This is a genomic window from Pseudomonas sp. PL-6 (assembly GCF_054110165.1).
Genome location: NZ_CM134189.1, coordinates 2,889,682 through 2,916,064, shown reverse-complemented (window position 1 = coordinate 2,916,064; position 26,383 = coordinate 2,889,682). Strand labels below are relative to the sequence as shown.

General features: G+C 68.4%; 19 protein-coding genes. 15 read left to right on the top strand and 4 right to left on the bottom strand.

Going from position 1 to position 26,383, the window contains the following annotated elements; all coding sequences use genetic code 11:
* Positions 1–130: 130 nt before the first annotated feature.
* The 4 genes from ACW9UL_RS12270 to acnB form a co-directional block, all read right to left on the bottom strand.
* The gene (locus ACW9UL_RS12270; RefSeq protein ID WP_457787162.1) at positions 131–3,211 is read right to left on the bottom strand and encodes an error-prone DNA polymerase; all 3,081 of its coding nucleotides are present in this window, start codon (positions 3,209–3,211) and stop codon (positions 131–133) included.
* The gene (locus ACW9UL_RS12265; RefSeq protein ID WP_457787161.1) at positions 3,208–4,629 is read right to left on the bottom strand and encodes a Y-family DNA polymerase; all 1,422 of its coding nucleotides are present in this window, start codon (positions 4,627–4,629) and stop codon (positions 3,208–3,210) included. The genes ACW9UL_RS12270 and ACW9UL_RS12265 overlap by 4 nt, the downstream gene beginning before the upstream one ends.
* Before the next feature lies 1 nt (position 4,630).
* The gene (gene imuA, locus ACW9UL_RS12260; protein ID WP_457787160.1) at positions 4,631–5,248 is read right to left on the bottom strand and encodes a translesion DNA synthesis-associated protein ImuA; all 618 of its coding nucleotides are present in this window, start codon (positions 5,246–5,248) and stop codon (positions 4,631–4,633) included.
* Positions 5,249–5,487: 239 nt separating this feature from the next.
* Positions 5,488–8,097 (bottom strand): bifunctional aconitate hydratase 2/2-methylisocitrate dehydratase, encoded by a 2,610-nt coding sequence (gene acnB / locus ACW9UL_RS12255; RefSeq protein ID WP_457787159.1) that lies wholly within the window; start codon positions 8,095–8,097, stop codon positions 5,488–5,490.
* A 441-nt stretch (positions 8,098–8,538) separates the two neighbouring features.
* On the opposite strand from acnB, the gene ACW9UL_RS12250 reads away from it, so the two are divergent.
* From ACW9UL_RS12250 to ACW9UL_RS12180, 15 genes are all read left to right on the top strand, one after another.
* Positions 8,539–9,723: an acetyl-CoA C-acyltransferase family protein gene (locus tag ACW9UL_RS12250; RefSeq protein WP_122110282.1), complete on the top strand. Its 1,185-nt coding sequence runs from the start codon at positions 8,539–8,541 to the stop codon at positions 9,721–9,723.
* A gap of 6 nt (positions 9,724–9,729) precedes the next feature.
* Complete coding sequence (locus tag ACW9UL_RS12245; protein WP_457787158.1) at positions 9,730–10,353, top strand: TetR/AcrR family transcriptional regulator; 624 nt, start codon at positions 9,730–9,732, stop codon at positions 10,351–10,353.
* Between the two features lie 62 nt (positions 10,354–10,415).
* Positions 10,416–12,194 carry an acyl-CoA dehydrogenase C-terminal domain-containing protein gene (locus ACW9UL_RS12240; protein ID WP_457787157.1) on the top strand — a complete coding sequence of 593 codons (1,779 nt, stop codon included), beginning with the start codon at positions 10,416–10,418 and terminating at the stop codon, positions 12,192–12,194.
* Between the two features lie 522 nt (positions 12,195–12,716).
* Positions 12,717–14,366, top strand: a complete 1,650-nt coding sequence (locus tag ACW9UL_RS12235) for a fatty acid--CoA ligase (RefSeq protein ID WP_457787156.1) — start codon at positions 12,717–12,719, stop codon at positions 14,364–14,366.
* Positions 14,367–14,572: 206 nt separating this feature from the next.
* Positions 14,573–15,394: a polyphosphate kinase 2 gene (gene ppk2 / locus ACW9UL_RS12230; RefSeq protein ID WP_397497186.1), complete on the top strand. Its 822-nt coding sequence runs from the start codon at positions 14,573–14,575 to the stop codon at positions 15,392–15,394.
* Positions 15,395–15,534: 140 nt separating this feature from the next.
* Positions 15,535–16,851, top strand: a complete 1,317-nt coding sequence (locus ACW9UL_RS12225; protein WP_457787155.1) for a DUF3300 domain-containing protein — start codon at positions 15,535–15,537, stop codon at positions 16,849–16,851.
* A 14-nt stretch (positions 16,852–16,865) separates the two neighbouring features.
* Positions 16,866–17,768, top strand: coding sequence for a DUF2950 domain-containing protein (locus ACW9UL_RS12220; RefSeq protein ID WP_457787154.1), 903 nt, complete (start codon positions 16,866–16,868; stop codon positions 17,766–17,768).
* A 165-nt stretch (positions 17,769–17,933) separates the two neighbouring features.
* Positions 17,934–18,914 (top strand): quinone oxidoreductase family protein, encoded by a 981-nt coding sequence (locus tag ACW9UL_RS12215; protein ID WP_021443142.1) that lies wholly within the window; start codon positions 17,934–17,936, stop codon positions 18,912–18,914.
* 11 nt (positions 18,915–18,925) lie between these two features.
* A complete protein-coding gene (locus tag ACW9UL_RS12210) occupies positions 18,926–19,774 on the top strand; it encodes a TauD/TfdA dioxygenase family protein (protein WP_021443143.1) in 849 nt (282 codons plus the stop codon).
* A 67-nt stretch (positions 19,775–19,841) separates the two neighbouring features.
* Complete coding sequence (locus tag ACW9UL_RS12205; protein WP_122109917.1) at positions 19,842–20,894, top strand: beta-keto acid cleavage family enzyme; 1,053 nt, start codon at positions 19,842–19,844, stop codon at positions 20,892–20,894.
* A gap of 274 nt (positions 20,895–21,168) precedes the next feature.
* Entirely contained in the window at positions 21,169–22,497 is a 1,329-nt protein-coding gene (locus ACW9UL_RS12200) for an MFS transporter (RefSeq protein ID WP_122109916.1), read from the top strand.
* Positions 22,494–23,153, top strand: a complete 660-nt coding sequence (locus ACW9UL_RS12195; protein ID WP_457787153.1) for a DsbA family oxidoreductase — start codon at positions 22,494–22,496, stop codon at positions 23,151–23,153. The genes ACW9UL_RS12200 and ACW9UL_RS12195 overlap by 4 nt, the downstream gene beginning before the upstream one ends.
* Positions 23,150–23,476, top strand: coding sequence for a Rieske (2Fe-2S) protein (locus ACW9UL_RS12190; protein WP_021443147.1), 327 nt, complete (start codon positions 23,150–23,152; stop codon positions 23,474–23,476). The genes ACW9UL_RS12195 and ACW9UL_RS12190 overlap by 4 nt, the downstream gene beginning before the upstream one ends.
* Positions 23,473–24,483 carry a YeiH family protein gene (locus ACW9UL_RS12185; RefSeq protein WP_021443148.1) on the top strand — a complete coding sequence of 337 codons (1,011 nt, stop codon included), beginning with the start codon at positions 23,473–23,475 and terminating at the stop codon, positions 24,481–24,483. Before ACW9UL_RS12190 ends, ACW9UL_RS12185 begins: the two co-directional genes overlap by 4 nt.
* A 34-nt stretch (positions 24,484–24,517) precedes the next feature.
* Positions 24,518–26,374, top strand: coding sequence for an alpha/beta fold hydrolase (locus tag ACW9UL_RS12180; RefSeq protein WP_457787152.1), 1,857 nt, complete (start codon positions 24,518–24,520; stop codon positions 26,372–26,374).
* The last annotated feature ends 9 nt before the right edge of the window (positions 26,375–26,383 follow it).

The following is a 26,383-nucleotide window of genomic DNA, read 5'->3' as shown; positions in this document are numbered from 1 at the left end:
CGGATGGCGATGCCGAAGTCAGCTTGCTTAGCTTGGCGATGCGCGGCGTCATCTTGTCGGGCGGGCTTTGTCGGCAGTGCGCGTTCTCGGGCGTCAGGTCGGGATTGGCTTTCTCCCGGCTGTCGACACCCTAGTGGAAATCCCGACTCTTCACGTCGAGCCCGGTCAGCAGCGGGCTCAGGTCGGTCAGGCGCCCGGCGATGACGTGGCGCACGCCGTCGGCGCTTTCCAGGTGGCCGTCGATGCGCAGCAACCGCGCCTGCAGCAGCACCCGGCGCTGGCGCTCGGCCAGGTCATGCCAGACCACCACGTTGATCATGCCGAACTCGTCTTCCAGGGTGACGAAGATCACCCCGCTGGCGGTCTGCGGGCGCTGGCGGCCGATCACCAGGCCGGCGACGCTGACCGGGCGGCCGTGCTCGACCGCGCCCAGTTCGTGCGAGCTGCGGCAGCGTTTGGCCCTCAGTCGTTCGCGCAGCAGCGCCAGCGGGTGCGGGCCGAGGGTGGTGCCGAAGGTGGCGTAATCCGTCAGCAGGTCTTCGCCGACCGTGGGCCGTGGCAGCGCCACGGGTTCTTCACGGCTGGAATGGCCGGCGAACAGCGGCAGCTGCGGTTCCACTCCGGCCACCGCCCAGCGGGCGCGGTAACGGTTGCCGGCCAGACCACGCAGGGCGCCGGCGTCCGCCAGGCATTCGCGCGCGCGGGCATCCAGCGTGGCGCGGCGGCACAGGTCGTCCACATCAGTGAAGGGCGCCGCCTGCCGCGCCACCTCGATGCGCAGGGCATCCTCCTCGCGAAAGCCGCGCAGCAGGCGCAGCCCCAGGCGGATTGCCGGCTGCTCGCCGCCGCTTGGCTCCAGGCTGCAGTCCCAGGCGCTGTGGCGTACGTCCGCCGGGCGCACTTCGATGCCGTGGCGGCGGGCGTCCTGTAGCACCTGGTCGGGGCTGTAGAAGCCCATCGGCCAGCTGTTGACCAGGGCGCAGGCGTAGGCGGCCGGCTCGTGACATTTCAGCCAGCAGCTGGCGTAGGTGAGCAGGGCGAAGCTGGCGGCGTGGGATTCGGGGAAGCCGTAGCTGCCGAAGCCCTCGATCTGGCGGAAGATGCGCGCGGTGAATTCCGCCGTGTAGCCTTTTTCCAGCATGCGCGAGGTCAGCCGCTGGCGATGCGGCTCCAGCCCGCCGTGGCGCTTCCAGGCGGCCATCGAGCGGCGCAGCTCGTCGGCCTCGCCGGGGCTGTAGTCGGCGGCGACCATGGCCAGTTCCATCACCTGTTCCTGAAACAGCGGCACGCCGAGGGTGCGTTCGAACACCGGTCGTAATTCGTCTGAAGGGTATTCCACCGCCTCCTCGCCGTTGCGCCGGCGCAGGTAGGGATGGACCATGTCGCCCTGGATCGGCCCGGGACGGACGATGGCGACCTGGATCACCAGGTCGTAGAACTTCTGCGGGCGCAGGCGCGGCAGCATGGCCATCTGCGCGCGCGACTCGATCTGGAACACGCCGACGGTGTCGGCGCGGCTGATCATGGCGTAGGTCGCCGCATCTTCCTGCGGCAGGCCAGCCAGGGTCCAGCGCGTGCCGCGGTAGCGCTCGATCAGGGCGAAGCAGCGACGCAGTGCGCTGAGCATGCCGAGGGCGAGGATATCGACCTTGAGCAGGCCGACCAGGTCGAGGTCGTCCTTGTCCCACTGGATCACGGTGCGCTCGGCCATGCTGGCGTTCTCCACCGGCACCAGGGTCTGCAGCGGGTGTTCGGAGATGACGAAGCCGCCCGGGTGCTGCGACAGGTGACGGGGAAAGCCGATCAGCTCGCCGGCCAGGGTCAGGATGCGGTGCAGTGACGGGCTGTCCGGGTCGAAGCCGGCCTCGCGCAGGCGTTCGGCGTCCGGCATGCGGTCGCTCCAGCGTCCGCAGCAGTCGGCCAGGGCGCCGACCTGGTCGGGCGGCAGGCCGAGCGCCTTGGCCACGTCACGCAGCGCGCCGGCGCCGTGGTAGGTGCTGGCCACCGCGGTCAGCGCCGCGCGCTGGCGGCCATAGCGGCGAAACACGTACTGGATGACCTCCTCGCGGCGCTCGTGCTCGAAGTCGACGTCGATATCCGGCGGCTCGTTGCGCTCGCGCGAGAGAAAGCGTTCGAACAGCAGCCGGCTGCCCGAGTTGTCCGGGTTCAGTTCGGTGATGCCGAGGACGAAGCACACCGTGGAGTTGGCCGCCGAGCCGCGGCCTTGGCAGAGGATGTGCTGCTCGCGGGCCCAGCTGACGATGTCGTGCACGGTGAGAAAGTAGCTCTCGTATTTCAGCTCAGTGATCAGCTGCAGCTCGTGCTCGACCTGCGCCCGCACCTTGGCGCTGGCGCCATCCGGCCAGCGCCAGTGCAGGCCTTCTTCGACCCGATGACGCAGCCAGGAGGTGGCATTGTGGCCGGCCGGCACCAGCTCGTGGGGGTACTGATACTGCAGCTCGCCGAGCTCGAAGCGGCAGCGCTCGGCCACCCGTAGCGTCTCGTCGAGCAATTCCTGCGGATACAGCTCGGCCAGCTCCTCGCGGCGGCGCAGGTGGCGTTCGCCGTTGGGAAACAGCCAGGCGCCGGCTTCGGCCACCGGCAGATGCTGGCGGATGGCGGTCATGCAGTCCTGCAGGGCGCGGCGGCCGCGGGCGTGCATATGCACGTCGCCGCAGGCCAGGGCGGGAATCTGCAGGCGCGCGGCCAGGGCCTGCAACTGGCGCAGGCGAGCGGCATCGTCGGCGCCGCGGTGCAGTTCGATGCCCAGCCACAGGCGGTCGGCAAAACGCTGGCGCAACCAGATGCCCTCGTGATCACTGATCTGCGGTTCGGCCAGCCAGATCGCCAGCAGGCCGGCCAGCGGCGCGTCGAAGTCCTCGCGCAGCAGGCGGTAGCGACCCTTCTCGGCGCGGCGCCGGGCGGCTGTGATCAACCGGCACAGCGTCTGGTAGCCGGTCAGGTCCTCGGCCAGCAGCACCAGCTTGGGGCCGCCTTCGATGGGCATCTCGCTGCCGACGATCAGCGCCAGGCCGGTCTCCTTGGCCGCCTGCCAGGCGCGCACGATGCCGGCGAGCGTGCATTCGTCGGTGATCGCCAGGGCCCGGTAGCCGAGGCGCGCGGCGCGCTCGAACAGCTCGCGGGCGCTGGAGGCTCCACGTTGAAAGCTGAAATTGGACAGGCAGTGCAGCTCGGCGTAGTCGGGCGTCATGCGAACCAGCCGTGCAGCTGCAGCGGCCCTGCGGCGCCGACCGGGCGAAAGGCCCAGGCGCGCTGGCCGCTGCGGGTTTGCACCAGGTAATAGTCGCGGCGCAGGTCGCCGCCGTCCCACCAGCCGGATTCGATGCGCTCGGGCCCGGCGAGGATCAGCAGGCCGGCCTCGGCCAGCGGCTGAGGTTCGCCCAGCAGCCAGGCGGGACGCGGCCCGACGCTGGGCAGCGATGGCGTATGCCGGTCGCTCTCGGCCTGCCAGCTCAGCTCCGGGCGGTGATCGGCGCGGGCGCCGAGGCCCTGCACCGCCTCGTCGCCGAGGCGGGCGCGCAGGCGTTCGCGCAGTTGCTCCCAGGGCAGCGACTGCTGCGGTCGCTCGTCGAACAGCTGGCGGTGCTGCGGGGCGAAGGCGGGCAACTCGCGGGCCTCCAGGCGCAGCGCCAGTACCGGCGCCGGCAGTTGCAGCTGCTCCAGGCGGCCGCGGGTCAGCTCCAGCAGCATGGCCGGATCGCGCTCGGCGCTGAGCAGGCCCACCACCAGCTGACTGGCCGGGCGATTGCGGTGCTCTAGATGCAGGGTGAAGCGCTGCACGCCGCTGTCGCGTCCGGCCAGGTAGGCGGCCAGATCGGCGGTCAGGCGGCGCAGCGGAAACAGCAGCGCCTGGTGCGACTCGACCTCGAAGTTGAGCTCGATGCGCGCATCGAAGCGATCCGGCGGGCGGTAGAACTCCAGGGCCAGCGCCCGTTCGCCGAGCAGGCTGTCGAGGTGGCGCAGCAGCTCGGCCGGAAAGCGCCGCGCCAGGCCGTCACGCGGCAGGGCGAGTAACTGCTGCAGGCTGCGCAGGCCCATGCGGGCGAGGGCGGAGGCGGTCTCGCGGGACAGGCCGATACGCTCGACTGGCAGGCGCTCGAGCGCGGCGCGCAGCTCGGCCGCGTCGCCGATTGCCAGGCCGTCGTGGACGTTGGCCAGCATGCGTGCGGCGACCGGGTTGGGCGCCAGGGTGATGCGCTGCTGGAAACCCAGCTCGCCCAGCTCCCGGCGCAGGCGTGCCTCGAAGCGCGGCCAGGGGCCGAACAGGCCGAGGCTGGAACCCACTTCCAGCAACAGGCAGCGCGGGTAGTGCAGGCTGACCTGGGCGCTGAAACCATAGGCCCAGGCGGCGAGAAACTGCTGCCAGCGTTCGATGGCGGCAAGGTCATAGTCGGCGCTGGCGAAGCCGCGGGTCAGCGCCTGCGCTGCGCTGAGCAACTGCCCGGGCTTGAGGCCCAGCGCGCGCGCCGCCGGGTTGACCGCCTGCAGCACGCGCCGCTGTGGCGGGCCGCCGAGCAGCACCAGCGGCTCGGTCGGTTCGGCACGCTGGCGCATGACGCCATCGAGCGCCAGCTGCGGCAGCAGGATGCAGGCCCAGAGCGGGTTCATCTCAGGACCAGGCCGTGGCCGGCAGCGGCTGCGCCGGCGCCAGGCCGCCGCGGCACTTGAGTACGCGCAGCTGCGCCGGCCGGGCCTCGATGGCCAGGCGCAGGGCCGCCGGCGAGGGGTTGATTGCCTCGCCCAGCGGGCGGTAGGCGAAGGCCAGGGTCTGCCCGGTCTCGGCCGCCACCTGCAGGCGGCGCAGGGCGCGATCCTCGGCCTGCTGCGGCCAGCACAGCACCGCGCCGCAACTGCCCGAGCGCAGGCATTGCTCGGCCGCCCACAGCGCGTCGCGCCCCTGGGCATGGACGATGCTCAGCTGGCGCAGATCGACCTGCGCCGCCAGCCAGGCCTGGGGGTAGGGCAGATGGGGCGGGGCGACCAGCACTACGCGCTCGCCGGCCTGGGTCAGACGCGCCAGGGTCGGCCACAGCAGGCGCAGTTCGCCGATACCGGGGGCGGCCACCAGCAGCTCGCTCAGCGCCGCCTCGGGCCAGCCGCCGCCGGGCAGCAGGGCGTCCAGCGCGGCATGGCCGGTCGTTTGGCCGCTGGGCGCGCGGGCAACGTCCTGGGCGCGCCAGAGGCGGCGGCTGTCGAAGAGGTGCTCGAGGGCGACCACGGAAGGCATGGCGTTGAAATCGTCCGAATACTGTTTATATGTACAGTATTCGGTTTGCCCGGCACCCGGTCAAGCCGCCGGCCGTCGGTGGGCCCCTCGGGTACGCCGGCCATGAGCAGTGAAATCCAGGAGAGGTCTTGCCGCGCTGGGTTGCAGGCTCAGTGGTTGGCGGCGCGCCGTATGGCGCGCGATATGCCACCCAATAAACAAGCCCCGCACGGGGCGGGGCTTGTTCTACAGCGCTGGGATCAGGCCGGCACGAGCGGGATCTTGGCGTTGGCCGCCGCTTCGCGGAAGTCGGCGATCTGGTCGAAGCTCAGGTAGCGGTAGATGTCGCCAGCCATGCTATCGATATCCTTCGCATAGACCATGTACTCCTCGACGGTCGGCAGCTTGCCGATGATCGAGGCAACCGCGGCCAGTTCGGCGGAGGCCAGGTAGACGTTGGTGGCGTCGCCCAGGCGATTGGGGAAGTTGCGGGTGGAGGTGGAGACCACGGTGGAGCCGGTCTGCACGCGCGCCTGGTTGCCCATGCACAGCGAGCAGCCCGGCATTTCCATGCGTGCACCGGCCTTGCCGTAGATGCCGTAGTAGCCTTCCTCGGTCAGCTGGTGGGCGTCCATCTTGGTCGGCGGGGCCAGCCACAGACGGGTCGGAATGCCGCCCTTGACCTTGTCCAGCAGTTTGCCGGCGGCGCGGAAGTGACCGATGTTGGTCATGCACGAACCGATGAACACTTCGTCGATCTTGTCGCCGGCCACGGTGGACAGCAGACGGGCGTCGTCCGGGTCGTTCGGGGCGCACAGCACCGGCTCGTTGAGTTCGGCCAGGTCGATTTCGATGACTTCGGCGTACTCGGCGTCCTTGTCGGCTTCCATCAGTACCGGGTTGGCCAGCCAGGCTTCCATCGCCTGGGCACGACGCTCCAGGGTACGGGCATCACCGTAGCCTTCGCTGATCATCCAGCGCAGCAGGGTGATGTTGGACTGCAGGTATTCGGCGATGGCCGCTTCCGGCAGTTTGATGGTGCAACCGGCAGCCGAACGTTCGGCGGAGGCGTCGGACAGCTCGAAGGCCTGCTCGACGGTCAGGTTGTCCAGGCCTTCGATCTCGAGGATGCGGCCGGAGAAGATGTTCTTCTTGCCCTTCTTCTCGACGGTCAGCAGGCCTTTCTGGATGGCGTAGTAGGGGATGGCATGGACCAGGTCACGCAGGGTGATACCCGGTTGCATCTTGCCCTTGAAGCGCACCAGCACGGATTCCGGCATGTCCAGCGGCATGACGCCGGTGGCGGCGGCGAAGGCCACCAGGCCGGAGCCGGCCGGGAAGCTGATGCCGATCGGGAAGCGGGTGTGCGAGTCGCCACCGGTGCCGACGGTGTCCGGCAGCAGCATGCGGTTCAGCCAGCTGTGGATGATGCCGTCGCCCACCTTGAGCGAGACGCCGCCGCGATTGCGCATAAAGTCCGGCAGGCTGTGGTGGGTGGTGACGTCGATCGGTTTCGGATAGGCCGCGGTGTGGCAGAAGGACTGCATCACCAGGTCGGCGGAGAAGCCCAGGCACGCCAGGTCTTTCAGCTCGTCGCGGGTCATCGGGCCGGTGGTGTCCTGGGAGCCGACGGTGGTCATCTTCGGTTCGCAGTAGGTCCCCGGACGCACGCCTTTACCTTCCGGCAGACCGCAGGCGCGGCCGACCATCTTCTGCGCCAGGGTGAAGCCCTTGCCGCTGTCGGCCGGCGCTTGCGGCTTGTTGAACAGGTCGGAGGGGGCCAGACCCAGCTCGGCGCGCGCTTTCTCGGTCAGGCCGCGGCCGATGATCAGCGGGATACGGCCGCCGGCGCGCACTTCGTCGAGCAGCACGGGAGTCTTCAGTTCGAAGCGGGCCAGCACTTCTTCAGTGCCCTGTTTGCAGACCTTGCCGGCATAGGGGTAGAGGTCGATCACATCGCCCATATCGAGGGCGGCCACGTCGAATTCGATTGGCAGGGCGCCGGCGTCTTCCATGGTGTTGTAGAAGATCGGGGCGATCTTGTTGCCAAAGCAGAAGCCGCCGGCGCGCTTGTTCGGAATATGGGGAATGTCGTCGCCGAAGAACCACTGCACCGAGTTGGTGGCGGATTTGCGCGAGGAGCCGGTGCCGACCACGTCGCCGACATAGGCCACCGGGTAACCCTTGGCCTTGACCGCCTCGATCTGTGCCAGCGGGCCGACCGCGCCGGGCTGCTGCGGCACGATGCCGTCGCGAGTCATCTTCAGCATGGCCAGGGCGTGCAGCGGGATGTCGGGGCGCGACCAGGCGTCCGGAGCCGGCGACAGGTCGTCGGTGTTGGTTTCGCCGGGCACCTTGAACACGCTCAGGGTGATCTTCTCGGCCAGCGCCGGGCGGGCGGTGAACCATTCGCCATCGGCCCAGGACTGCAGCACGGCCTTGGCCGCGGCATTGCCGGCCTTGGCGCGCTCGGCGACGTCGTGGAAGGCGTCGAACATCAGCAGGGTGTGCTTGAGCTGTGCGGCGGCAACGCTGGCCAGCTCGGCGCTATCGAGCAGTTCGACCAGGGTGGCGATGTTGTAGCCGCCCTGCATGGTGCCCAGCAGTTCGACGGCGCGCTGCTTGCTGAGCAGCGGCGAGGCGGCTTCGCCCTTGGCCACGGCAGAGAGGAAGCCGGCCTTGACGTAGGCGGCTTCGTCCACGCCGGCGGGGACGCGGTGGCTGATCAGATCGAGCAGGAAGGCGGCTTCGCCGGCCGGCGGGTTCTTCAGCAGTTCGACCAGGGCGGCGGTCTGTTCGGCATTCAGCGCCAGGGGCGGCAGGCCCTGCTCGGCACGTTCGGCGACATGGTGGCGGTAGGTTTCAAGCACGGTGTGATTCCTCGGGACAGAAGGCCGATCTGACAGGGCCTGGACTGGGTAGCCGGGTGCTGGCGGGGCTTGCCCGATCGCAGCGGTGTTATGAGCGTCATTTCTTTGTGGCGAACAGCGCGTCGAGCTTGTGCTCGAAGACGTGGTAGCCGATGCGGCGCGGTCCGCCACCTTTCCTCGCAGGCGGCGATCGCTTTGCTGGGTGATGACTTAGTGTCGACAATATTTATTAATATGCACGAAAACTACCCATTCAAATGGGTCTGGTCAATTGCATTGCATGAGAGTGTCGACAGTCTTGCGGATTTGTCATGAAATGACTGCAGATTGTCATCAAATGAAAAGACGCCTCGCGGCGTTGCCCCTAGATTGGGCGCATGCGGCGGCGTCACCCTCGGGTGGACGCCGCTGCAACCGATACCCCTTGCAACGGAGCCCGCCATGTCTACCCCTGAAGTCTTTATCGTCAGCGCTGCACGAACCGCCATCGGCTCCTTCGGCGGCTCGCTCAAGGATGTCGCGCTGTCGCAACTGGCCACCACGGCCGTCGGCGCGGCCCTGCAGCGCGCCGGCTGCGCACCGGAGCGGGTCGGGCATGTGGTGCTGGGCAATGTGATTGCCAGCGAACCGGGCGATGCCTACCTGGCCCGAGTGGCGGCGCTGAATGCCGGCCTGCCCAAGGAAACCCCGGCCTTCAACGTCAACCGCCTCTGCGGTTCCGGCCTGCAGGCGGTGATTTCGGCGGCGCAGAGCCTGCTGCTGGGGGACACCGAGGTGGCCATCGCCGGCGGCGCCGAGTCGATGAGCCGCGGGCCCTACCTGATGTCCGCCGCGCGCTGGGGCGCGCGCCTGGGCGACATGCAGGCGCAGGACTATATGCTCGGCGTGCTGCACGACCCCTTCCAGCGCATCCATATGGGCATCACCGCCGAGAACGTGGCCGAGCGCCATGGCATCAGCCGCGAGGCGCAGGATGAGCTGGCCCTGGAGAGCCAGCGCCGCGCCGCCCGCGCCATCGCCGAAGGGCGCTTCGCCAGCCAGATCGTGCCGGTGGAGCTGAAGAGCCGCAAAGGCGTGCAGCTGTTCGAGGTCGACGAGCATGTGCGCGGCGATGTCTCCCTGGAGCAGCTGGCGGCGATGAAGACCGCCTTCAAGCAGGGCGGCACGGTGACCGCCGGCAACGCTTCGGGCCTCAACGACGGCGCCGCCGCGCTGCTGCTGGCCAGCGGCGCGGCGGTGAAGAGCGACAATCTGCGCCCGCTGGCGCGCCTGGTCAGCTATGCCCACGCCGGCGTCGAGCCCGAGCTGATGGGGCTCGGGCCGATTCCGGCAACGCGCCTGGCGCTGCGGCGCGCCGGCCTGACGGTGGCCGACCTGGATGTGATCGAGTCCAACGAGGCGTTCGCCGCCCAGGCCTGTGCCGTGGCCCGTGAGCTGGACTTCGACCCGGCGCGGGTCAACCCCAATGGCTCGGGCATTTCCCTTGGCCATCCGATCGGTGCGACCGGCGCGATCATCGTCACCAAGGCCATCCACGAGCTGCATCGGGTCGGCGGCCGCTATGCGCTGGCGACCATGTGCATCGGTGGCGGTCAGGGTATCGCCGCGATCTTCGAGCGTGTGTGAGCCGCCATGGCCGGTGCGTGCGCTGAAACCAGGCTCGAGACCCTGCGTGGCAAGGCGCTGGCGCTGTTCGCCGAGCGCGGCTTCGCCCAGGTCGGCATGCGCGAGCTGGCCTTGCACCTGGGGATGGCCGCGGGCTCGCTCTATCACCATTTCGAGAGCAAGGAACAGCTGCTGTTCGAGCTCATCGAGGAGCTCTACGAGGAACTGCTGGCCGCGCCGCGTCGTGTTGCCAGGGGCAGTGCCCGGGAGCGCCTGGAGCAGCTGCTGCAACGCCATATCGCCTTGCACGAACGACGCCAGGCCCAGTTTCAGCTGGCCGAGCAGGAGTTGCGCTGCCTGACGCCGGCCCATCGCCGGCGTATCCAGGTGCTGCGCGAAGCCTACGAAGAGCGCCTGGCGCACTTGCTGCTGGAGGCCGGAGCGGGCGGGGCGCCGGCCCGGCTCAGGTTCGGCGTGCAGGCGCTGGTCACCTGGCTCAACAACCTGCCGCCGGCGTGCCCGGACCTGACCGCGCAGCAGCGCCAGGACGCTGTCGGCGCACTGCTACTGGCGGCCCTGGACAGCCTGCTCGAGCCCGCGCCGCGCGAGCGCTCACTGCCGCTGGCCTGGCCGGCGCTTGGCGCTGGCTGATCCGGCCGGCACTTCATCCATCACGGCATCGTGCATGCCCGCATCATCCGAGAGATTGCAATATGGCCGATTACCAAGCCCCCCTGCGCGACATGCGCTTCGTGCTCAATGAAGTCTTCGAGGTTTCCAAGCTCTGGGCCGAGCTGCCGGCCCTGGCCGAGGTGGTCGATGCCGAGACCGCCAGCGCCATCCTCGAAGAAGCCGGCAAGGTCACCGCCGGCAGCATCGCCCCGCTGAACCGCAGCGGTGATGAAGAGGGCTGCTCCTGGGACAACGGCGCGGTGAAGACCCCGGCCGGTTTCCCCGAGGCCTACCAGACCTACGCCGAGGGTGGCTGGGTCGGTGTCGGCGGTTCGCCGGAGTTCGGCGGCATGGGCATGCCCAAGGTGATCGGCGCCCAGGTCGAGGAAATGGTCAACTCGGCCAACCTGTCCTTCGGCCTGTACCCGATGCTCACCGCCGGCGCCTGCCTGTCGATCCTCAACCACGCCAGCGAAGCGCTCAAGGCGCAGTACCTGCCGAACATGTACGCCGGCGTCTGGGCCGGTTCCATGTGCCTGACCGAGCCGCACGCCGGCACCGACCTCGGCATCATCCGCACCAAGGCCGAACCCCAGGCCGACGGCAGCTACAAGATTTCCGGCACCAAGATCTTTATCACCGGCGGCGAACACGACCTGACCGAGAACATCATCCACCTGGTGCTGGCCAAGCTGCCGGACGCCCCGGCTGGCCCGAAAGGCATCTCGCTGTTCCTGGTGCCCAAGGTGATGGTGGGTGCCGATGGCTCGCTGGGCGAGAAGAACGCCGTTTCCTGCGGCTCCATCGAACACAAGATGGGCATCAAGGCCTCGGCTACCTGCGTGATGAACTTCGACGGCGCCACCGGCTACCTGGTCGGCGAAGTGAACAAGGGCCTGGCGGCCATGTTCACCATGATGAACTACGAGCGCCTGGGCGTTGGCATCCAGGGCCTGGCCCTGGGCGAGCGCAGCTACCAGAGCGCCGTGGAATACGCCCGCGAGCGCATCCAGAGCCGCGCGCCGACCGGCCCGGTGGCCAAGGACAAAGCTGCTGATCCGATCATCGTGCATCCGGACGTGCGCCGCATGCTGCTGACCATGAAGGCGCTGAACGAGGGCGGTCGCGCCTTCTCCAGCTACGTCGCCATGCAGCTGGATACCGCCAAGTACAGCGAGGACAAGGACACCGCCAAGCGCGCCGAGGAACTGGTGGCGCTGTTGACCCCGGTGGCCAAGGCCTTCCTCACCGACATGGCGCTGGAAACCACCGTGCACGGCCAGCAGATCTTCGGCGGCCACGGCTTTATCCGCGAGTGGGGCCAGGAGCAGCTGGTGCGCGACTGCCGCATCACCCAGATCTACGAAGGCACCAACGGCATCCAGTCGCTGGACCTGATGGGGCGCAAGATAGTCGGCAGCGGCGGCAGCTACTACAAGCACCTGGCCGACGAGATCAAGGCCTTCATCGCTTCGGCCGATGCCAATCTCGACGAGTTCACCCAGCCGCTGGCGGCTGCCGTGCAGAACCTGGATGAGCTGACCGCCTGGGTGCTGGACCGCGCCAAGGGCAACCCCAACGAGATCGGCGCTGCGTCGGTGGAGTACCTGCAGGTGTTCGGCTACACCGCCTACGCCTATATGTGGGCGCTGATGGCCCGCGCTGCGCTGGGCAAGGAGGCGCAGGACGCGTTCTACGCCAGCAAGCTGGGCACCGCACGCTTCTACTTCGCCCGCCTGCTGCCGCGCATCCACTCGCTCACCGCCTCGGTCAAGGCCGGTAGCGAGTCGTTGTACCTGCTCGACGCCGCGCAGTTCTAAGAACCTATCCACGATCTGCTGCGCGTCGGCCCTACTGCGTTAAAAACAGGCTCGGAATGCTCATGTACAAAAGTACAGTCGCCCGCGACTCCGACCGTTCCTCGCCTGTTTTTGCCTTGTAGTGCTCTAGCTCGCGAGATCGTGCACAGGTTCTACGCTCGAGCAACACCCGCAAGCCCCGGCCCCAGTGCCGGGGCTTTTCGTTTGGACCCCTGGTGCGCGCGGCGCACCCTACGCGGGACGTTGGTAGGGTGGATGGCGCTTCATCCATCCACCAGGGCGTGTTCGCATCGTTGTGGTGAATGAAAAGAGCGTCATCCACCCTACGAACTGCGCATGTCCGCTGGCGGGCAAGGCTGTCAGCAAATGTAAAGCGCATGACGCGGTAGGCGAAGCGGTAGCGGGCGGGGCTCTCTACTGTAGGCCCGAGAGGGGGCGCCGCCGCGTGCGCGAGAGCCCATGAGGCGCACCCCTGCCTGCAGCGATGCAAACTTTCAGAACGGTCACGTTGGGAAAACAAACATGGCGACGACAAAAAGAATTGCCCCGGCAGAGGGCGCCTACGACTACCCCTTGCTGATCAAGCGCCTGCTGCTGTCCGGGGTGCGCTACCAGCCGGACCAGGAGATCGTCTACGCCGACAAGCTGCGCTACAGCTATCGCACCCTAAACGAGCGCATCCAGCGCCTGGCCAACGCCCTGACCGCCGCCGGGGTCAGGGCTGGCGACACCGTGGCCCTGCTGGACTGGGACAGCCACCGCGCGCTGGAATGCTTCTTCGCCGTGCCGATGCTCGGCGCCGTGCTGCATACGGTGAATATCCGCCTGTCGCCGGAGCAGGTCGCCTACACCATGAACCACGCCGAGGACGATATCGTCCTGGTGCATGACGATTTCCTGCCGCTGATGGAGCAGGTCAATGGCGAGCTGAAAACCGTCAGGGGCTACGTGCAGCTGACCGACAGCAGCGCCAAGCCGACCCGGCTGCCGTCGCTGGGCGAATACGAGACCCTGCTGGCCGGCGCCGCCAGCCACTTCGACTTCCCCGATTTCGACGAGCGCTCGGTGGCCACCCTGTTCTACACCACCGGCACCACCGGCAACCCCAAGGGCGTGTACTTCAGCCACCGCCAGCTGGTGCTGCATACCATGAACGAGCTGGGCACCTTCGCCGGCTGGGACGGCCAGCCGCTGCTGCGCTCGGGTGACGTGTACATGCCGATCACCCCGATGTTCCACGTGCATGCCTGGGGCGTGCCCTACGTGGCCACGGCCATGGGGCTCAAGCAGGTGTATCCGGGCCGCTACGAGCCCAACAGCCTGGTGCGCCTGTTCCGCGAGGAGGGGGTGAGCTTCTCCCATTGCGTGCCGACCATCCTGCAGATGATGCTGGAGTGCGAGGAGGGCAGGCGCACCGATTTTACCGGCTGGAAGATGCTGCTCGGCGGCAGCGCCCTGACCCTCGGCCTGGCCCGCCAGGCCAGCGAGCGGGGCATGCGCGTGCACTGCGGCTACGGCATGTCCGAGACCTGCCCGCTGCTGACCCTGACCCACCTGCGCGCCGAAGACCTGGCCCTGCCGATGGACGAACAGATTCCCGAGCGGATCAAGACCGGCGTGCCGATCCCCCTGGTCGACCTGCGCATCGTCGACGCCAACGGCCAGGACGTGGCCCATGATGGAGTGGCCCTGGGCGAGATCGTGGTGCGCGCGCCCTGGCTGACCCAAGGCTACCTGCACGAGCCACAGAAGGGCGCCGAGCTGTGGCAGGGCGGCTGGCTGCACACCGGCGACATGGCTTCGATCGACGCCCGCGGCGTGGTGGAGATCAAGGACCGCATCAAGGACGTGATCAAGACCGGTGGCGAGTGGATCAGCTCGCTGGACCTGGAGAACCTGATCAGCCAGCACGCGGCGGTGGCCTCGGTGGCCGTGGTCGGCATCCCCGATGCGCAGTGGGGCGAGCGGCCGCTGGCCCTGGTGGTCTGTGCGGCGGGCGCGAGCCTCGACCAGGCGGCAATCGAAGTGCACCTGCAGCAGTTCGTCGACAGCGGGCAGATCAACAAGTGGGCGATCCCGCGGCAGATCCGTTTCGTCGCCGACATCCCCAAGACCAGCGTCGGCAAGATCAACAAGAAGCTGATCCGCGAACAGGAACTGGCGGGGGCCTGAGCGGCGCCGGGCGCGCCTGGGTGGCGGCCGTGCAAGCGGCAGCAAGGCTGCTAGCCTGATGCTGGTAGGCAGCGTTCAGGGGCGCAGGGCGGCAGCCGCCATGGCGTCGCGCGCCGCGCAAGCCTGCACACCAGGGTGCCACCCATCACGGGTGGCATCGGTCGTTCAGTGCCGCATCCCCCAACGCACCGACGAGGTCTCGAACCATGGGCAAGAAGAAGGACAAGGACAAGGAGCAAACCTCTGCCACCGAACCGCTGCGTCGCAAGGACTACGAGCAAGAGCTCAAGGCCCTGCACGTGGAGCTGGTCAAGTTGCAGCAGTGGGTGGTCGCCAAGGGTCTGAAGGTCTGCATCGTCTTCGAGGGGCGCGACGGCGCCGGCAAGGGCGGCACCATCAAGGCCATCACCGAGCGGGTCAGCCCAAGGGTGTTTCGCGTGGTGGCCTTGCCGGCTCCGACCGAGCGGGAAAAGAGCCAGATGTATGCCCAGCGCTACCTGCAACACCTGCCCGCCGCGGGCGAGGTGGTGATCTTCGATCGCAGCTGGTACAACCGCGCCGGCGTCGAGCGGGTGATGGGCTTCTGCAGCGAGGAGCAGGCGCACAAGTTCCTCACCGTGGTGCCCTTGTTCGAGAAGATGATGGTCGAGTCCGGCATCATCCTGATCAAGTACTGGCTGGAGGTGAGTGCCGAGGAGCAGCAGCGACGCCTGAAGGAGCGCATCAACGATGGGCGCAAGATCTGGAAGCTGTCGCCCATGGATCTCAAGTCCTTCAGCCGCTGGGACGACTACACCCGCGCCCGCGACGAGATGTTCGCCGCCTCGGACACCTCCTGGGCCCCCTGGTACATGGCCCGTTCCGAGGACAAGCGGCGGGTGCGGCTGAACATCATCAGCCATCTGCTCAAGCAGGTGCCCTACGAGGACATCACCCGGGAGCAGAAGATCGAACTGCCCAAGCGCGGCAGGATCGGCCGCTACAAGGGGGCGCATTACCCCTTCCGCATGGTCGAGGAGCGTTTCTGAGGCGGCGATGCGGCGGTTGTCCATGCCGCGACGCAACAGGCGCGGCGGATGGACGCCACGCCATGGCAAATGCCCAGCGCCGGCCTATGCTTGCTGAACTCCGTCGCCAGCGCACGCGCCTGCGTGCAAGGGGATGCGCCATGTTGCAGATACTGCCTCTCCTGCTGGCCCTCGGTGGCCTCGCCGGGCCGCCGCTACTGGCGGCCGAGGAGCCGGCGGCGGCGACCGCGGAGCAGGTGTTCGGCACCGAGGAACTCGACCAGATGCTGGCGCCGCTGGCGCTCTATCCCGACGCCCTGCTGGCCCAGGTGCTGATGGCGGCCACCTATCCCGGCGACGTCGCCGATGCGGTGGCCTGGTCCAAGGCCAACCCGAACGCCAGCGGCGACGATGCCGTGCGCCAGGTCGCCGAGCAGCCCTGGGACCCCAGCGTGCAGTCGCTGGTCGCCTTCCCGGCGGTGCTGGTCACCCTCGGCCAGAACCCGGCCTGGGTGCAGCGCGTCGGCGATGCCTTCCTGGCCCAGCCCGATGCGGTGATGGACTCGGTGCAGCGCCTGCGCCGCCAGGCCCAGGCCGCCGGCAACCTGCAGAGCAACGAGCAGCAGCAGGTCAGCGTGCAGCCCAGCGCGAGCGGCTCGACCGCGCAACCGGTCAGCAGCCAGCAGACCATCATCATCGAGTCGGCCGACCCGCAGGTGGTTTACGTGCCGAGCTACAACCCCAGCGTGGTCTACGGCACCTGGCCCTATCCCAGCTATCCGCCGGCGTACTACCCGCCACCGCCGGGCTACTACTTCGGCAGCGCGCTGGCCACCGGGTTGGCCTTCGCCGCCGGGGTGGCGATCATCGACTCGCTGTGGGGCGACTGCGACTGGCGACACGGCGATATCGACATCGACGTGAACCGCTACAACAACATCAACCGCAACCGCCAGATCAATGCCGGCGACAACACCTGGCAGCACAACGCGCTCAACCGTGACGGCGTGCCCTACCGCGACCGCGCCAGCCGCGAGCAGTACGGCCAGCGCCTGAGCGGCAGCGAGCAGCGCCAGGAGCTGCGCGGCCGCGACCCGGCGCGCAGTGCAGAGCGCGAGCGCGCCCGGCAGAGCCTGGAACAACGCGGTTTCGACAGCCCGGCCAGCAGCAACCGCCAGGCCCGCGAGCGGGCGCAGACGGCCGACCGCGACCTGCGTAATCAGCCTGTGCGTCAGAACGATCAGCTGCGCAGCAATGCGCAGACCCGGCAGCAGGCCCGCCAGCAGTATTCCGCGGGCCAGGGCGCCCGCAACAATGCCTTCGCCGGCGCCCGCTCGCCCAGCCAGGCGCGCAGCTACAGCGAACGCGGCCAGCTCAGCCGCACCGCCGCCAGTCGTCCGCAGGCGGCGCGCGCCGCCGGGCACGCCGTCAGTCGTCCCGCCATTTCCGCGTCCCGCGGCGGCGCCCGGCGGCGCTGACAGGGAGTCCAGCCATGACCAACGCCGTTCTTCGCGTCTTCCTGCTGGTGCTGCTGGCGCTGCCGTTGCAGGGCTTGCCGGCGCAGCAGAGCTTTCCCAGCCCCGATGCTGCGGTGGACGCCCTGATCCTCGCCCTGGGCAGCCAGCGTGCCGACCCCGCACGCATGGCGGCCCTGCTCGGCGAGCAGTGGCGCAGCTACATTCCGCTCGAAGGCATCGAGCGCGAGGATGTCGACGCCTTCCTCGCCCTGTACCGGGAACATCACGAGATTCGTTCGACGGCCCCCGACCAGGCCGTGTTGGTCGTGGGCCAGGAGGCCTGGGAGTTTCCCTTGCCACTGATGCGCGACGCCTCGGGATGGCGCTTCGATACCCAGGCCGGCGGCGAGACCATCCGCGTGCGTCGCATCGGCCGCAACGAGCTGGCCACCCTGCAGGCGGTGCGCGCCTACCACGACGCGCAGATGGACTACGCCGAGGTCGACCGCGACGGCGACGGCGTACTGGAGTACGCACAGCAGTTCGTCAGCCGCGATGGCCAGCACGACGGCCTGTACTGGGTCGAGCAGCCCGGCCTCGAGGAAAGCCCGCTGGGCCCGCTGTTCGGCGACGAACTGCCGGACGGCGACTGGCAGGGCTATCGCTACCGCATCCTCTCCGCCCAGGGGCCTTCGGCACCGGGCGGCGCCTACGACTACCTGCTGGGCGACAACATGAGCCGCGGCTTTGCCCTGATCGCCTGGCCCAGCGCCTATGGCGACAGCGGCGTGATGAGCTTCATGATCAGCCACGAGGGGCGGGTGTTCGAAAAGGATCTGGGCCCCGACGGCGGCAACCAGGCCCTGGCCATGAGCCGCTTCGATCCCGATAGCAGCTGGCACGAAGTCGACCAGACGGTGCAGGCCGCGCTGCCCTGAGGGGCGGCTGCAAGCCGGGCGAACTGGCGCTTCGTCCCGACTGCCTTGTCATTAAATGAAAAGCGCCTGTCGTCCGATGAGAAGCACCCGCCAGGCCCTCGCCCTAAAGTCCAATCAACGCAAATCGACGCTGTTCGTCAAGATCGATGATTGGAGAAATCAGGCATGGCCAAAGCCGTACGCTTCTACGAAACCGGTGCTCCCGAAGTCCTTCGTTATGAGGACGTCGAAGTCGGCGAACCCGGCCCAGGCGAGGTTCGCCTGCGCCATGTGGCCGTTGGCCTGAACTACGCCGACACCTACTTCCGCAACGGCACCTACCCGATCCCGCTGCCCAACGGCATGGGCGTGGAGGCGGCCGGCGTGGTGCAGGCGGTGGGCGAGGGCGTGAGCAACGTGGCGGTCGGCGATCGCGTCACCTACACCGGCTTTCTCAACACCCTCGGCGCCTACTCCACCGAGCGCCTGATCCCGGCTGCGCCACTGATCAAGCTGCCCGACACCATCGCCTTCGAGACCGCCGCGGCCATGACCATGCGTGGCCTGACCTCGGCCTACCTGATGCGCCGCATCCATGACTTCAAGGCCGGCGACAGCATCCTGCTGCACGCCGCCGCCGGCGGCGTCGGCCTGATCGTCTCGCAGTGGGCCAAGCTGCTCGGCCTGACCGTGATCGGCACGGTGTCCAGCGAGGCCAAGGCCGAAGTGGCCCGCGCCCACGGCTGCGACCACACCATCAACTACAGCCATGAAGACGTCGCCAGCCGCGTGCGCGAGCTGACCGACGGCGTCGGCGTCAACGTGGTGTTCGACAGCGTCGGCAAGAACACCTTCATGGGCTCGCTGGACTCGCTCAAGCGCCGCGGCCTGCTGGTCTGCGTCGGCACCGCCTCCGGGCCGATCGAAGGCTTCAACCCGCAGCTGCTGGCGATGAAAGGCTCGCTGTACATGACCCGCCCGGCCCTGGCCGACTACATCGCCGACCCGGCGGAGAAGGCGGCGCTGGCCGGCGAGCTGTTCGACCATGTCGGCAGCGGCCGGATCAAGATCGAGATCAACCAGCACTACGCGCTGCAGGACGCGGTGCAGGCGCACCGCGACCTGGAGTCGCGCAAGACCACCGGCTCGTCGATCTTCGTCATCTGAGGAGGCCCGCCATGCAAGTCGAACAACTGACCTACAACATCGGCGCCGAGCTGATCGGCGTGAATCTGGCCGACGCCATCCACGACGACGGGCTGTTCGCCGAGATCCGCCAGCAGTTGCTCAGGCATCGCGTGCTGTTCCTGCGCAAGCAGGCTTTCAGCCGCGCCGAGCACGTGGCCTTCGCCCGCCGTTTCGGCGAGCTGGAAGACCACCCGGTGGCCGGCAGCGACCCGGAGCACCCGGGCCTGGTGCAGATCTACAAGCGCCCGGACCAGCCGATGGATCGCTACGAGAACGCCTGGCACACCGACGCCACCTGGCGCGAGGCGCCGCCGCTGGGTTGCGTGCTGCGCTGCATCGAGTGCCCGCCGGTGGGCGGCGACACCATGTGGGCCAATATGGTGGTGGCCTACGCCAATCTGCCGGACGACGTCAAAGCCAGGCTCGAGGGCCTGCGCGCGCGCCACAGCATCGAGGCCAGCTTCGGCGCGGCGATGCCGATCGACAAGCGCCTGGCGCTCAAGGCGCAGTACCCGGATGCCGAGCACCCGGTGGTGCGCACCCATCCGGAAACCGGCGAGAAGGTGCTGTTCGTCAACGCCTTCACCACCCACTTCAGCAACTACCACACCCCGGATCGGGTGCGTTTCGGCCAGGACGCCAACCCCGGCGCCAGCGACCTGCTGCGCTACCTGATCAGCCAGGCGTACATCCCCGAGTACCAGGTGCGCTGGCGCTGGCAACCCAACAGCGTGGCGATCTGGGACAACCGCAGTACCCAGCATTACGCGGTCATGGACTACCCGCCCTGCCATCGCAAGATGGAGCGAGCCGGGATCATCGGCGACAAGACCTACTAACCCTTTCGCCCGTTCCGTTCCTACCGTTGCGGAGCGGGCTACTTTGACAAGACCAAGCGAGGATCCCATGCAATTCTTCGACGATTCGCTGCACCCGGAAAACATGGAAAAGGTGGTGATCACCGTCGCCCCCTACGGCCCCGAGTGGATGCCGGCGGACTTCCCGGAAGACATCCCGGTGACCATGGACGAGCAGATCCAGAAGGCGGTCGATTGCTATGAGGCCGGCGCCACCGTGCTCCACCTGCACGTGCGCGAGCTGGACGGCAGCGGCTCCAAGCGCCTGTCCAAGTTCAACGAGCTGATCAAGGGGGTGCGCGAGGCCGTGCCGGACATGATCATCCAGGTCGGCGGCTCGATCTCCTTCGCCCCGGAAGGCGAGGGCGAGGCGGCCAAGTGGCTGTCCGACGACACCCGCCACATGCTCGCCGAACTGACGCCCAAGCCCGATCAGGTCACCGTGGCGATCAACACCACCCAGATGAACATCATGGAGCTGCTCTATCCGGAGTACCTGGAAGGCACCTCCCTGGCCAACCCGGCGTTCCAGGCCGCCTACAGCGAGATGACCGTGCCGGCCGGCCCGGCCTGGGTCGCCGAGCACCTCAAGCGCCTGACCGCCAACGGCATCCAGCCGCACTTCCAGCTGACCGGCATCCACGCCCTGGAAACCCTCGAGCGCATGGTGCGCAAGGGCCTGTACATGGGCCCGCTGAACCTCACCTGGATCGGCATCGGCGGCGGCTTCGACGGCCCCAACCCGTTCAACTTCTTCAACTTCATCCACCGCGCGCCGGACGGCTGCACCCTCACCGCCGAGTCGCTGCTGAAGAACGTCCTGCCGTTCAACGCCATGGCCCTGGCCATGGGCCTGCACCCGCGTTGCGGCATCGAGGACACCATAGTCGACCAGCATGGCAAGCGCTTCACCTCGGTGCAGCAGATCCAGCAGACCGTGCGCGTGGCCCACGAGCTGGGCCGCGAGATCGCCAGCGGCAAGGAAGCGCGCGAGATCTACCGCATCGGCGTGCAGTACGACAGCGTCGAGCAAACCCTGCTGGCCAACGGCATGGCGCCGAACCGCAAGGCGGGCCAGAAGGGCGTGCCGCAACGCGGTTGATCGAGCGAGTCAGTCCCCCTGTTTTGGTCAGGTCCAGGGGGGGAGGGCGATGCCGGCTCGCCGGCAGCACCCGTAGCGAACACGCCAGCCGGCTGGCTGGCGTGTTCGGCTGATCCCGAGGCTTTTGCGATAAAGCTCTTGCCCGGTTGGTAGTCGCGCCCGTCGCCACGTTGGCGGATGCGACGCCGGCCCTCCGCCCCCACAAGAGGCGGGTGAGGAGCTTTTTCCCAGAGGCTTTCACCCTAAAACAATAACGACAGTTCGAGGAGGCAGCATGGCTGCGCATCATATCGGCGACGACATCGAGGATAGTTCCCAGGGGATAGCGCGCCGCTATGCCTGGATCGTCTTCGCCCTGACCTTCGGCCTGCTGATATCCGACTACATGTCGCGGCAGGTGCTCAACGCCGTGTTCCCCAGCCTCAAGGCCGAGTGGGCGCTGAGCGACACCCAGCTGGGCCTGCTCAGCGGCATAGTCGCGCTGATGGTCGGTCTGCTGACCTTCCCGCTGTCGTTGCTCGCCGACCGCTTCGGGCGGATCAAGAGCCTGACCCTGATGGCGGTGGTGTGGAGCCTGGCGACCCTGGGCTGCGCACTGGCGCAGAACTACGAGCAGATGTTCTGGGCCCGCTTTCTGGTCGGCGTCGGCGAGGCCGCCTACGGCAGCGTCGGCATCGCCGTGGTGGTTTCGGTATTCCCGCGCGAGATGCGCGCCACCCTGTCCGGCGCCTTCATCTCCGGCGGCATGTTCGGCTCGGTGCTGGGCATGGCCCTGGGCGGCGTGATGGCGCAGCACTTCGGCTGGCGCTGGGCGTTCGCCGGCATGGCGTTCTTCGGCCTGGCGCTGGCGCTGCTCTATCCGATCGTGGTGCGCGAGTCGCGCATCGCCCCGCAGCGTGTGGCCAAGGCGGCCGGCGCGGCGGCGCTGAAGGTCGGCCGGCCGCTGCGCACCCTGTATTCCAGCCGTTCGGTACTCTGCGCCTATGTCGCCAGCGGCCTGCAGCTGTTCGTCGGCGGCACCGTGATCGTGTGGATGCCCAGCTACCTCAACCGCTTCTACGGCATGAGCACCGACAAGGCCGGCGCCGTGGCCGCCATCATCGTGCTGTGCAGCGGCGTCGGCATGATTCTCTGCGGCATGCTCAGCGACCGCATGAGCCGCCACGGCCCCGAACGCAAGATCAGCCTGTGCATGGCCTACTGCCTGGGCAGCTGCCTGCTGTTGTCGCTGGCCTTCGCCCTGCCGTTCGGCACCGCCCAGCTGGCGCTGATTGGCCTGGGCATGGTGATCGCCGCCGGCACCTCGGGCCCGGCCGGCGCCATGGTCGCCAACCTGACCCACCACAAGGTGCACGGCACCGCGTTCGCCACCCTGACCCTGGCCAACAACCTGCTCGGCCTGGCCACCGGCCCGCTGCTGACCGGCAAGGTCTCCGATCTGATCGGCCTGGACAATGCCTTCCAGCTGGTGCCGCTGGTGAGCATCGCCGCCGCCGCGGTGTTCCTCCTGGCGGGGCGCAGCTACCTGGCCGACATGGCGCGACTGAAAGGCGAGGGCGTCGAGGAGAAGGCCGTCGAGGCGGCGCTGGAGGCCCAGGCATGAGCGCCGTATTGCAGGTCGAGGTGTTCTTCGACTTTATCTGCCCCTGGTGCCTGATCGGCAAGCGTCAGCTGGAAAGGGCCCTGCTGCAGCTGCAGCACGAGCGGCCCGGTGTGCGGGTGGAGCAGCAGTGGCATGGCGTGCAACTGTTGCCGCATCTGCCGGCCGAGGGCGTGCCCTTTGCCGCCTTCTACCTGGAACGCCTGGGCAGTGCCGAGGCGGTGAGCCTGCGCCAGGCCCAGGTGCAGCGCGCCGCCAGCGTCGCCGGGCTGGATCTCGACCTGAGCCGCATCGCGCAGATGCCCAATACCGCCGACGCCCATCGTCTGCTGGCCTGCACCGCCGCCCTCGGCCAGCCGGCCCAGCGCGATGCCCTGCTGGAGCGCCTGTTTGCCGCCTATTTCCAGCATGGCGAGAACCTCGGCGATGGCGCCACCCTGCTGGCCATTGCCCAGGCCTGCGGTTTCGACACCGCCCAGCTGGCGCCGGTACTGCGCGGCAACGGCCAGCCGTACTTCGCGCCCGGGGCGAGCGCGGCCCAGGGCGTACCCCATTTCGTCTTCAACAAGCGCCTGGAAGTATCCGGGGCGCAATCGGCCAACGCCTTGCTGCTGGCTATGCGCCGGGCCCTTGACGAGCCCGAGGAGCGCCGGGCATGAGCCGGCGTATCAGCGTCGCCCTGGCGCAGGTGGCCGCCCCCGGGGCGCGCCTGCTGCTCGAAGGCGAGGGCTACAGCCTGGCGCTGTTCAACGTCGAGGGGCAGTTCTACGCCATCGGCGACAGCTGCCCGCACCAGGGCTCGTCGCTGTGCGGCGGCAAGCTGCAGGGCCGAGTGATCCAGTGCGGCGCCCATGGTCTGCGCTTCGACCTGGCCAGCGGCTACCTGCTCAATTCCACCCAGCTGAAAGTGCCCACCTACCCGGTAGAGGTGGAGGGCGAGCAGTTGCACATCCTTGTTCCGCCGCAGGAGTCGGCCCCATGACCGCCATTACTCTGGTCCAGTTCAACGACCGCGTGCGCGAACTGGCGCCGGGCATCAGCGTCAGCCTGGTGGCCGCCGCTGCCGCCACCTTCCTCTCCGAGCACTACGGCGCGCCGGTGATGCTGTTCGCCCTGCTGCTGGGGCTGTCGCTGAACTTCCTCGCCAGCGAGGGCAAGTGCAAGGCCGGCATCGAGTTCACCGCGCGCACCGTGCTGCGCCTGGGCGTGTGCCTGTTGGGCATGCGCATCACCCTGGAGCAGATCGCCGGCCTCGGCTGGAAGCCGCTGGCGCTGGTGGTGGTGCTGGTGGTGCTGACCATCTCGCTGTCGGTGCTGGCGGCCAAGGCGCTGGGTTTCCAGCGCCTGTTCGGCATGCTCACCGGTGGCGCCACCGCCATCTGCGGCGCCTCGGCGGCGCTGGCGCTGGCCGCCGCTCTGCCCAACCACCCGCAGAAGGAACGCGCCACCCTGTTCACCGTGATCGGCGTGTCGGCGCTTTCGACCCTGGCGATGATCCTCTACCCGATGATCGCCAACTGGTTTGCGCTGTCGCCGGAGCTCGCCGGGGTGTTCCTCGGCGCCACCATCCACGACGTGGCCCAGGTGGTCGGCGCCGGCTACAGCATGTCGGCGGAAACCGGCGACACCGCCACCGTGGTCAAGCTGATGCGCGTGGCCATGCTGCTGCCGGTCATCGTGGTGGCCGCCATGATCACCCGCATGCAGGGCGCCGAGACCGGCGGCCAGCGCCCGCCGCTGCTGCCCTGGTTCGCCGTCGGCTTCCTGATCCTGGCCTGTATCAACAGCACCGGCTGGGTGCCGAGCCTGGTGCAGGGCGGTATCAACGAGCTGTCGCGCTGGTGCCTGGTGGTGTCCATCGCCGCCCTGGGCATGAAGACCCAGCTCAAGGAGCTGGCCACCGTCGGGATCAAGCCGATCCTGCTGATGATCGGCGAAACCGCCTTCCTCGCCGCGCTGGTCCTGGTGCTGTTGCACTGGGGCTGGTGATGCGCCTTCCGAGCCTGCCTAGCCGAGACTTGTCATGAAGCAAAACCCCGAATCCCCCGCGACGGAGCAGTCCGCCGTGCCGGCCGGCGCAGCCCTGCGCAAGCCGCGCAGCAGCCGGAGCAAGGCGCCGAGCGCCAGCAAGCCGACCGCCAAGAAGGTGGTGCGCAAGGTCGCCAAGCCGACTGCCAAGTCGATAGTGCTGGAGACGGCCGCCGAACTGGCCGAGGCCGCGGAGAAGCACACCCTGGCGGTGACCCCGCTGATCGGCGTGCGCCCGCGCGATGTGCTCGGCGCCGCCGGCTCGCTGCTCAAGGCGGTGGCGCGCACCCCGTTCAAGGCCGGCATGCACGGCGGCAACTACCTGCGCGAGCTGTACCGCATCGCCAGCGGCGCGTCCGCGCTGGCACCGGCGCCCAAGGACAAGCGCTTCGCCGATCCGGCCTGGCACAGCAACCCCTTCCTGCGCGCCTTGGTACAGAGCTACCTGGCCGGCGAGCGCGAACTCAACGGCTTTATCGAATCCTCGGACCTGCAGGGCGCCGACAAGGGCCGCGCACGCTTCGTCGCCTCCCTGCTGGTCGATGCCCTGGCGCCGAGCAACCTGCTGCTGACCAACCCCGCGGCGCTGCGCAAGGTGGTCGACACCGGCGGCGCCAGCCTGCTGCAGGGCGGCCGCCAGCTGGCCCGCGACCTGTTGCACAACCGCGGCCTGCCGTCGCAGGTCGACAGCACGCCGTTCAAGCTGGGCGAGAACCTCGCCACGGCCAAGGGCGAGGTGGTGTTTCGCAACAAGATGTTCGAGCTGCTGCAGTTCGCCCCCACCACGCCGAGCGTGTTCAGTCGCCCGCTGGTGATGTCGCCGCCGCAGATCAACAAGTACTACGCCGTCGACCTGTCGCCGGAAAAAAGCCTGATCAAGTGGATCCAGGACAGCGGCGTGCAGCTGTTCGTCATCAGCTGGCGCAACCCCACGGCCAAGCAGCGCGACTGGGGCCTGTCCGACTACGTGCAGTGCCTGGACCAGGCGGTGGACGTGGCGCGGCAGATCACCGGCAGTGCGGACGTCAACATGTGGGGCTCCTGCTCCGGCGGCATCACCCTGGCCGCCTACCTGGGCTGGCTGGCGGCGCGCGGCGAGGGCGCCAAGGTGGCCAACACCAACTGGGCGGTATGCGTGCTGGACATGCCTGCGGTAATGGACGACACCGGCATCGGCCTGATCGCCACCCCGGCCGCGCTGGCCGCGGCCAAGGCGGGCTCGCGGCGCAAGGGCGTGCTCAGCGGCCAGGAAATGGCGCGCATGTTCGCCTGGCTGCGGCCCAACGACCTGATCTGGAACTACTGGGTCAACAACTACCTGCTCGGCAACAAGCCGCCGGCCTTCGACATCCTGGCCTGGAACAGCGACACCACGCGCCTGCCGGCGCAGCTGCACGCCGACTACCTGGACCTGATCGAGCAGAACCCCTTCAGCAACCCGAACCGGCTGCGCATCGCCGGCCTGCCGATCGACCTGACCCAGGTCCGTGTCGGCGCCTATGTGGTCGGCGGCACCACCGACCACATCACCCCCTGGCAGGGCTGCTACGGCACCGCGCGGCTGTTCGGCGAAGGCAGCACCTTCGTCCTGTCCAACGCCGGCCACCTGCAGAGCCTGGTCAACCCGCCGGGCAATCCCAAGGCCTATTTCCATGCCGCTCCGGCGGCCCAGCCTGAGGCCGAGGACTGGCTCGAGGCCGCCGGCGAGCGCCAGGAAGGCAGCTGGTGGCCGCACTGGCGGCAGTGGATAGGCCAGCGCTCCGGCGCCAGCCGCAGCGCGCCGAAAACGCTCGGCTCGAAGAAATACCCGGCGCTGTGCGCCGCGCCCGGCACCTATGTGCTGGAGCGCTAGGTTCAGATC

Excerpts from the sequence above, each read along its gene's own strand:
- ACW9UL_RS12270 (WP_457787162.1), bottom strand. The coding sequence starts at position 3,211 with ATGACGCCCGACTACGCCGAGCTGCACTGCCTGTCCAATTTCAGCTTT.
- ACW9UL_RS12265 (WP_457787161.1), bottom strand. The coding sequence starts at position 4,629 with ATGAACCCGCTCTGGGCCTGCATCCTGCTGCCGCAGCTGGCGCTCGAT.
- imuA (WP_457787160.1), bottom strand. The coding sequence starts at position 5,248 with ATGCCTTCCGTGGTCGCCCTCGAGCACCTCTTCGACAGCCGCCGCCTC.
- ACW9UL_RS12250 (WP_122110282.1), top strand. The coding sequence starts at position 8,539 with ATGTCTACCCCTGAAGTCTTTATCGTCAGCGCTGCACGAACCGCCATC.
- ACW9UL_RS12245 (WP_457787158.1), top strand. The coding sequence starts at position 9,730 with ATGGCCGGTGCGTGCGCTGAAACCAGGCTCGAGACCCTGCGTGGCAAG.
- ACW9UL_RS12240 (WP_457787157.1), top strand. The coding sequence starts at position 10,416 with ATGGCCGATTACCAAGCCCCCCTGCGCGACATGCGCTTCGTGCTCAAT.
- ACW9UL_RS12235 (WP_457787156.1), top strand. The coding sequence starts at position 12,717 with ATGGCGACGACAAAAAGAATTGCCCCGGCAGAGGGCGCCTACGACTAC.
- ppk2 (WP_397497186.1), top strand. The coding sequence starts at position 14,573 with ATGGGCAAGAAGAAGGACAAGGACAAGGAGCAAACCTCTGCCACCGAA.
- ACW9UL_RS12225 (WP_457787155.1), top strand. The coding sequence starts at position 15,535 with ATGTTGCAGATACTGCCTCTCCTGCTGGCCCTCGGTGGCCTCGCCGGG.
- ACW9UL_RS12220 (WP_457787154.1), top strand. The coding sequence starts at position 16,866 with ATGACCAACGCCGTTCTTCGCGTCTTCCTGCTGGTGCTGCTGGCGCTG.
- ACW9UL_RS12215 (WP_021443142.1), top strand. The coding sequence starts at position 17,934 with ATGGCCAAAGCCGTACGCTTCTACGAAACCGGTGCTCCCGAAGTCCTT.
- ACW9UL_RS12210 (WP_021443143.1), top strand. The coding sequence starts at position 18,926 with ATGCAAGTCGAACAACTGACCTACAACATCGGCGCCGAGCTGATCGGC.
- ACW9UL_RS12205 (WP_122109917.1), top strand. The coding sequence starts at position 19,842 with ATGCAATTCTTCGACGATTCGCTGCACCCGGAAAACATGGAAAAGGTG.
- ACW9UL_RS12200 (WP_122109916.1), top strand. The coding sequence starts at position 21,169 with ATGGCTGCGCATCATATCGGCGACGACATCGAGGATAGTTCCCAGGGG.
- ACW9UL_RS12195 (WP_457787153.1), top strand. The coding sequence starts at position 22,494 with ATGAGCGCCGTATTGCAGGTCGAGGTGTTCTTCGACTTTATCTGCCCC.
- ACW9UL_RS12190 (WP_021443147.1), top strand. The coding sequence starts at position 23,150 with ATGAGCCGGCGTATCAGCGTCGCCCTGGCGCAGGTGGCCGCCCCCGGG.
- ACW9UL_RS12185 (WP_021443148.1), top strand. The coding sequence starts at position 23,473 with ATGACCGCCATTACTCTGGTCCAGTTCAACGACCGCGTGCGCGAACTG.
- ACW9UL_RS12180 (WP_457787152.1), top strand. The coding sequence starts at position 24,518 with ATGAAGCAAAACCCCGAATCCCCCGCGACGGAGCAGTCCGCCGTGCCG.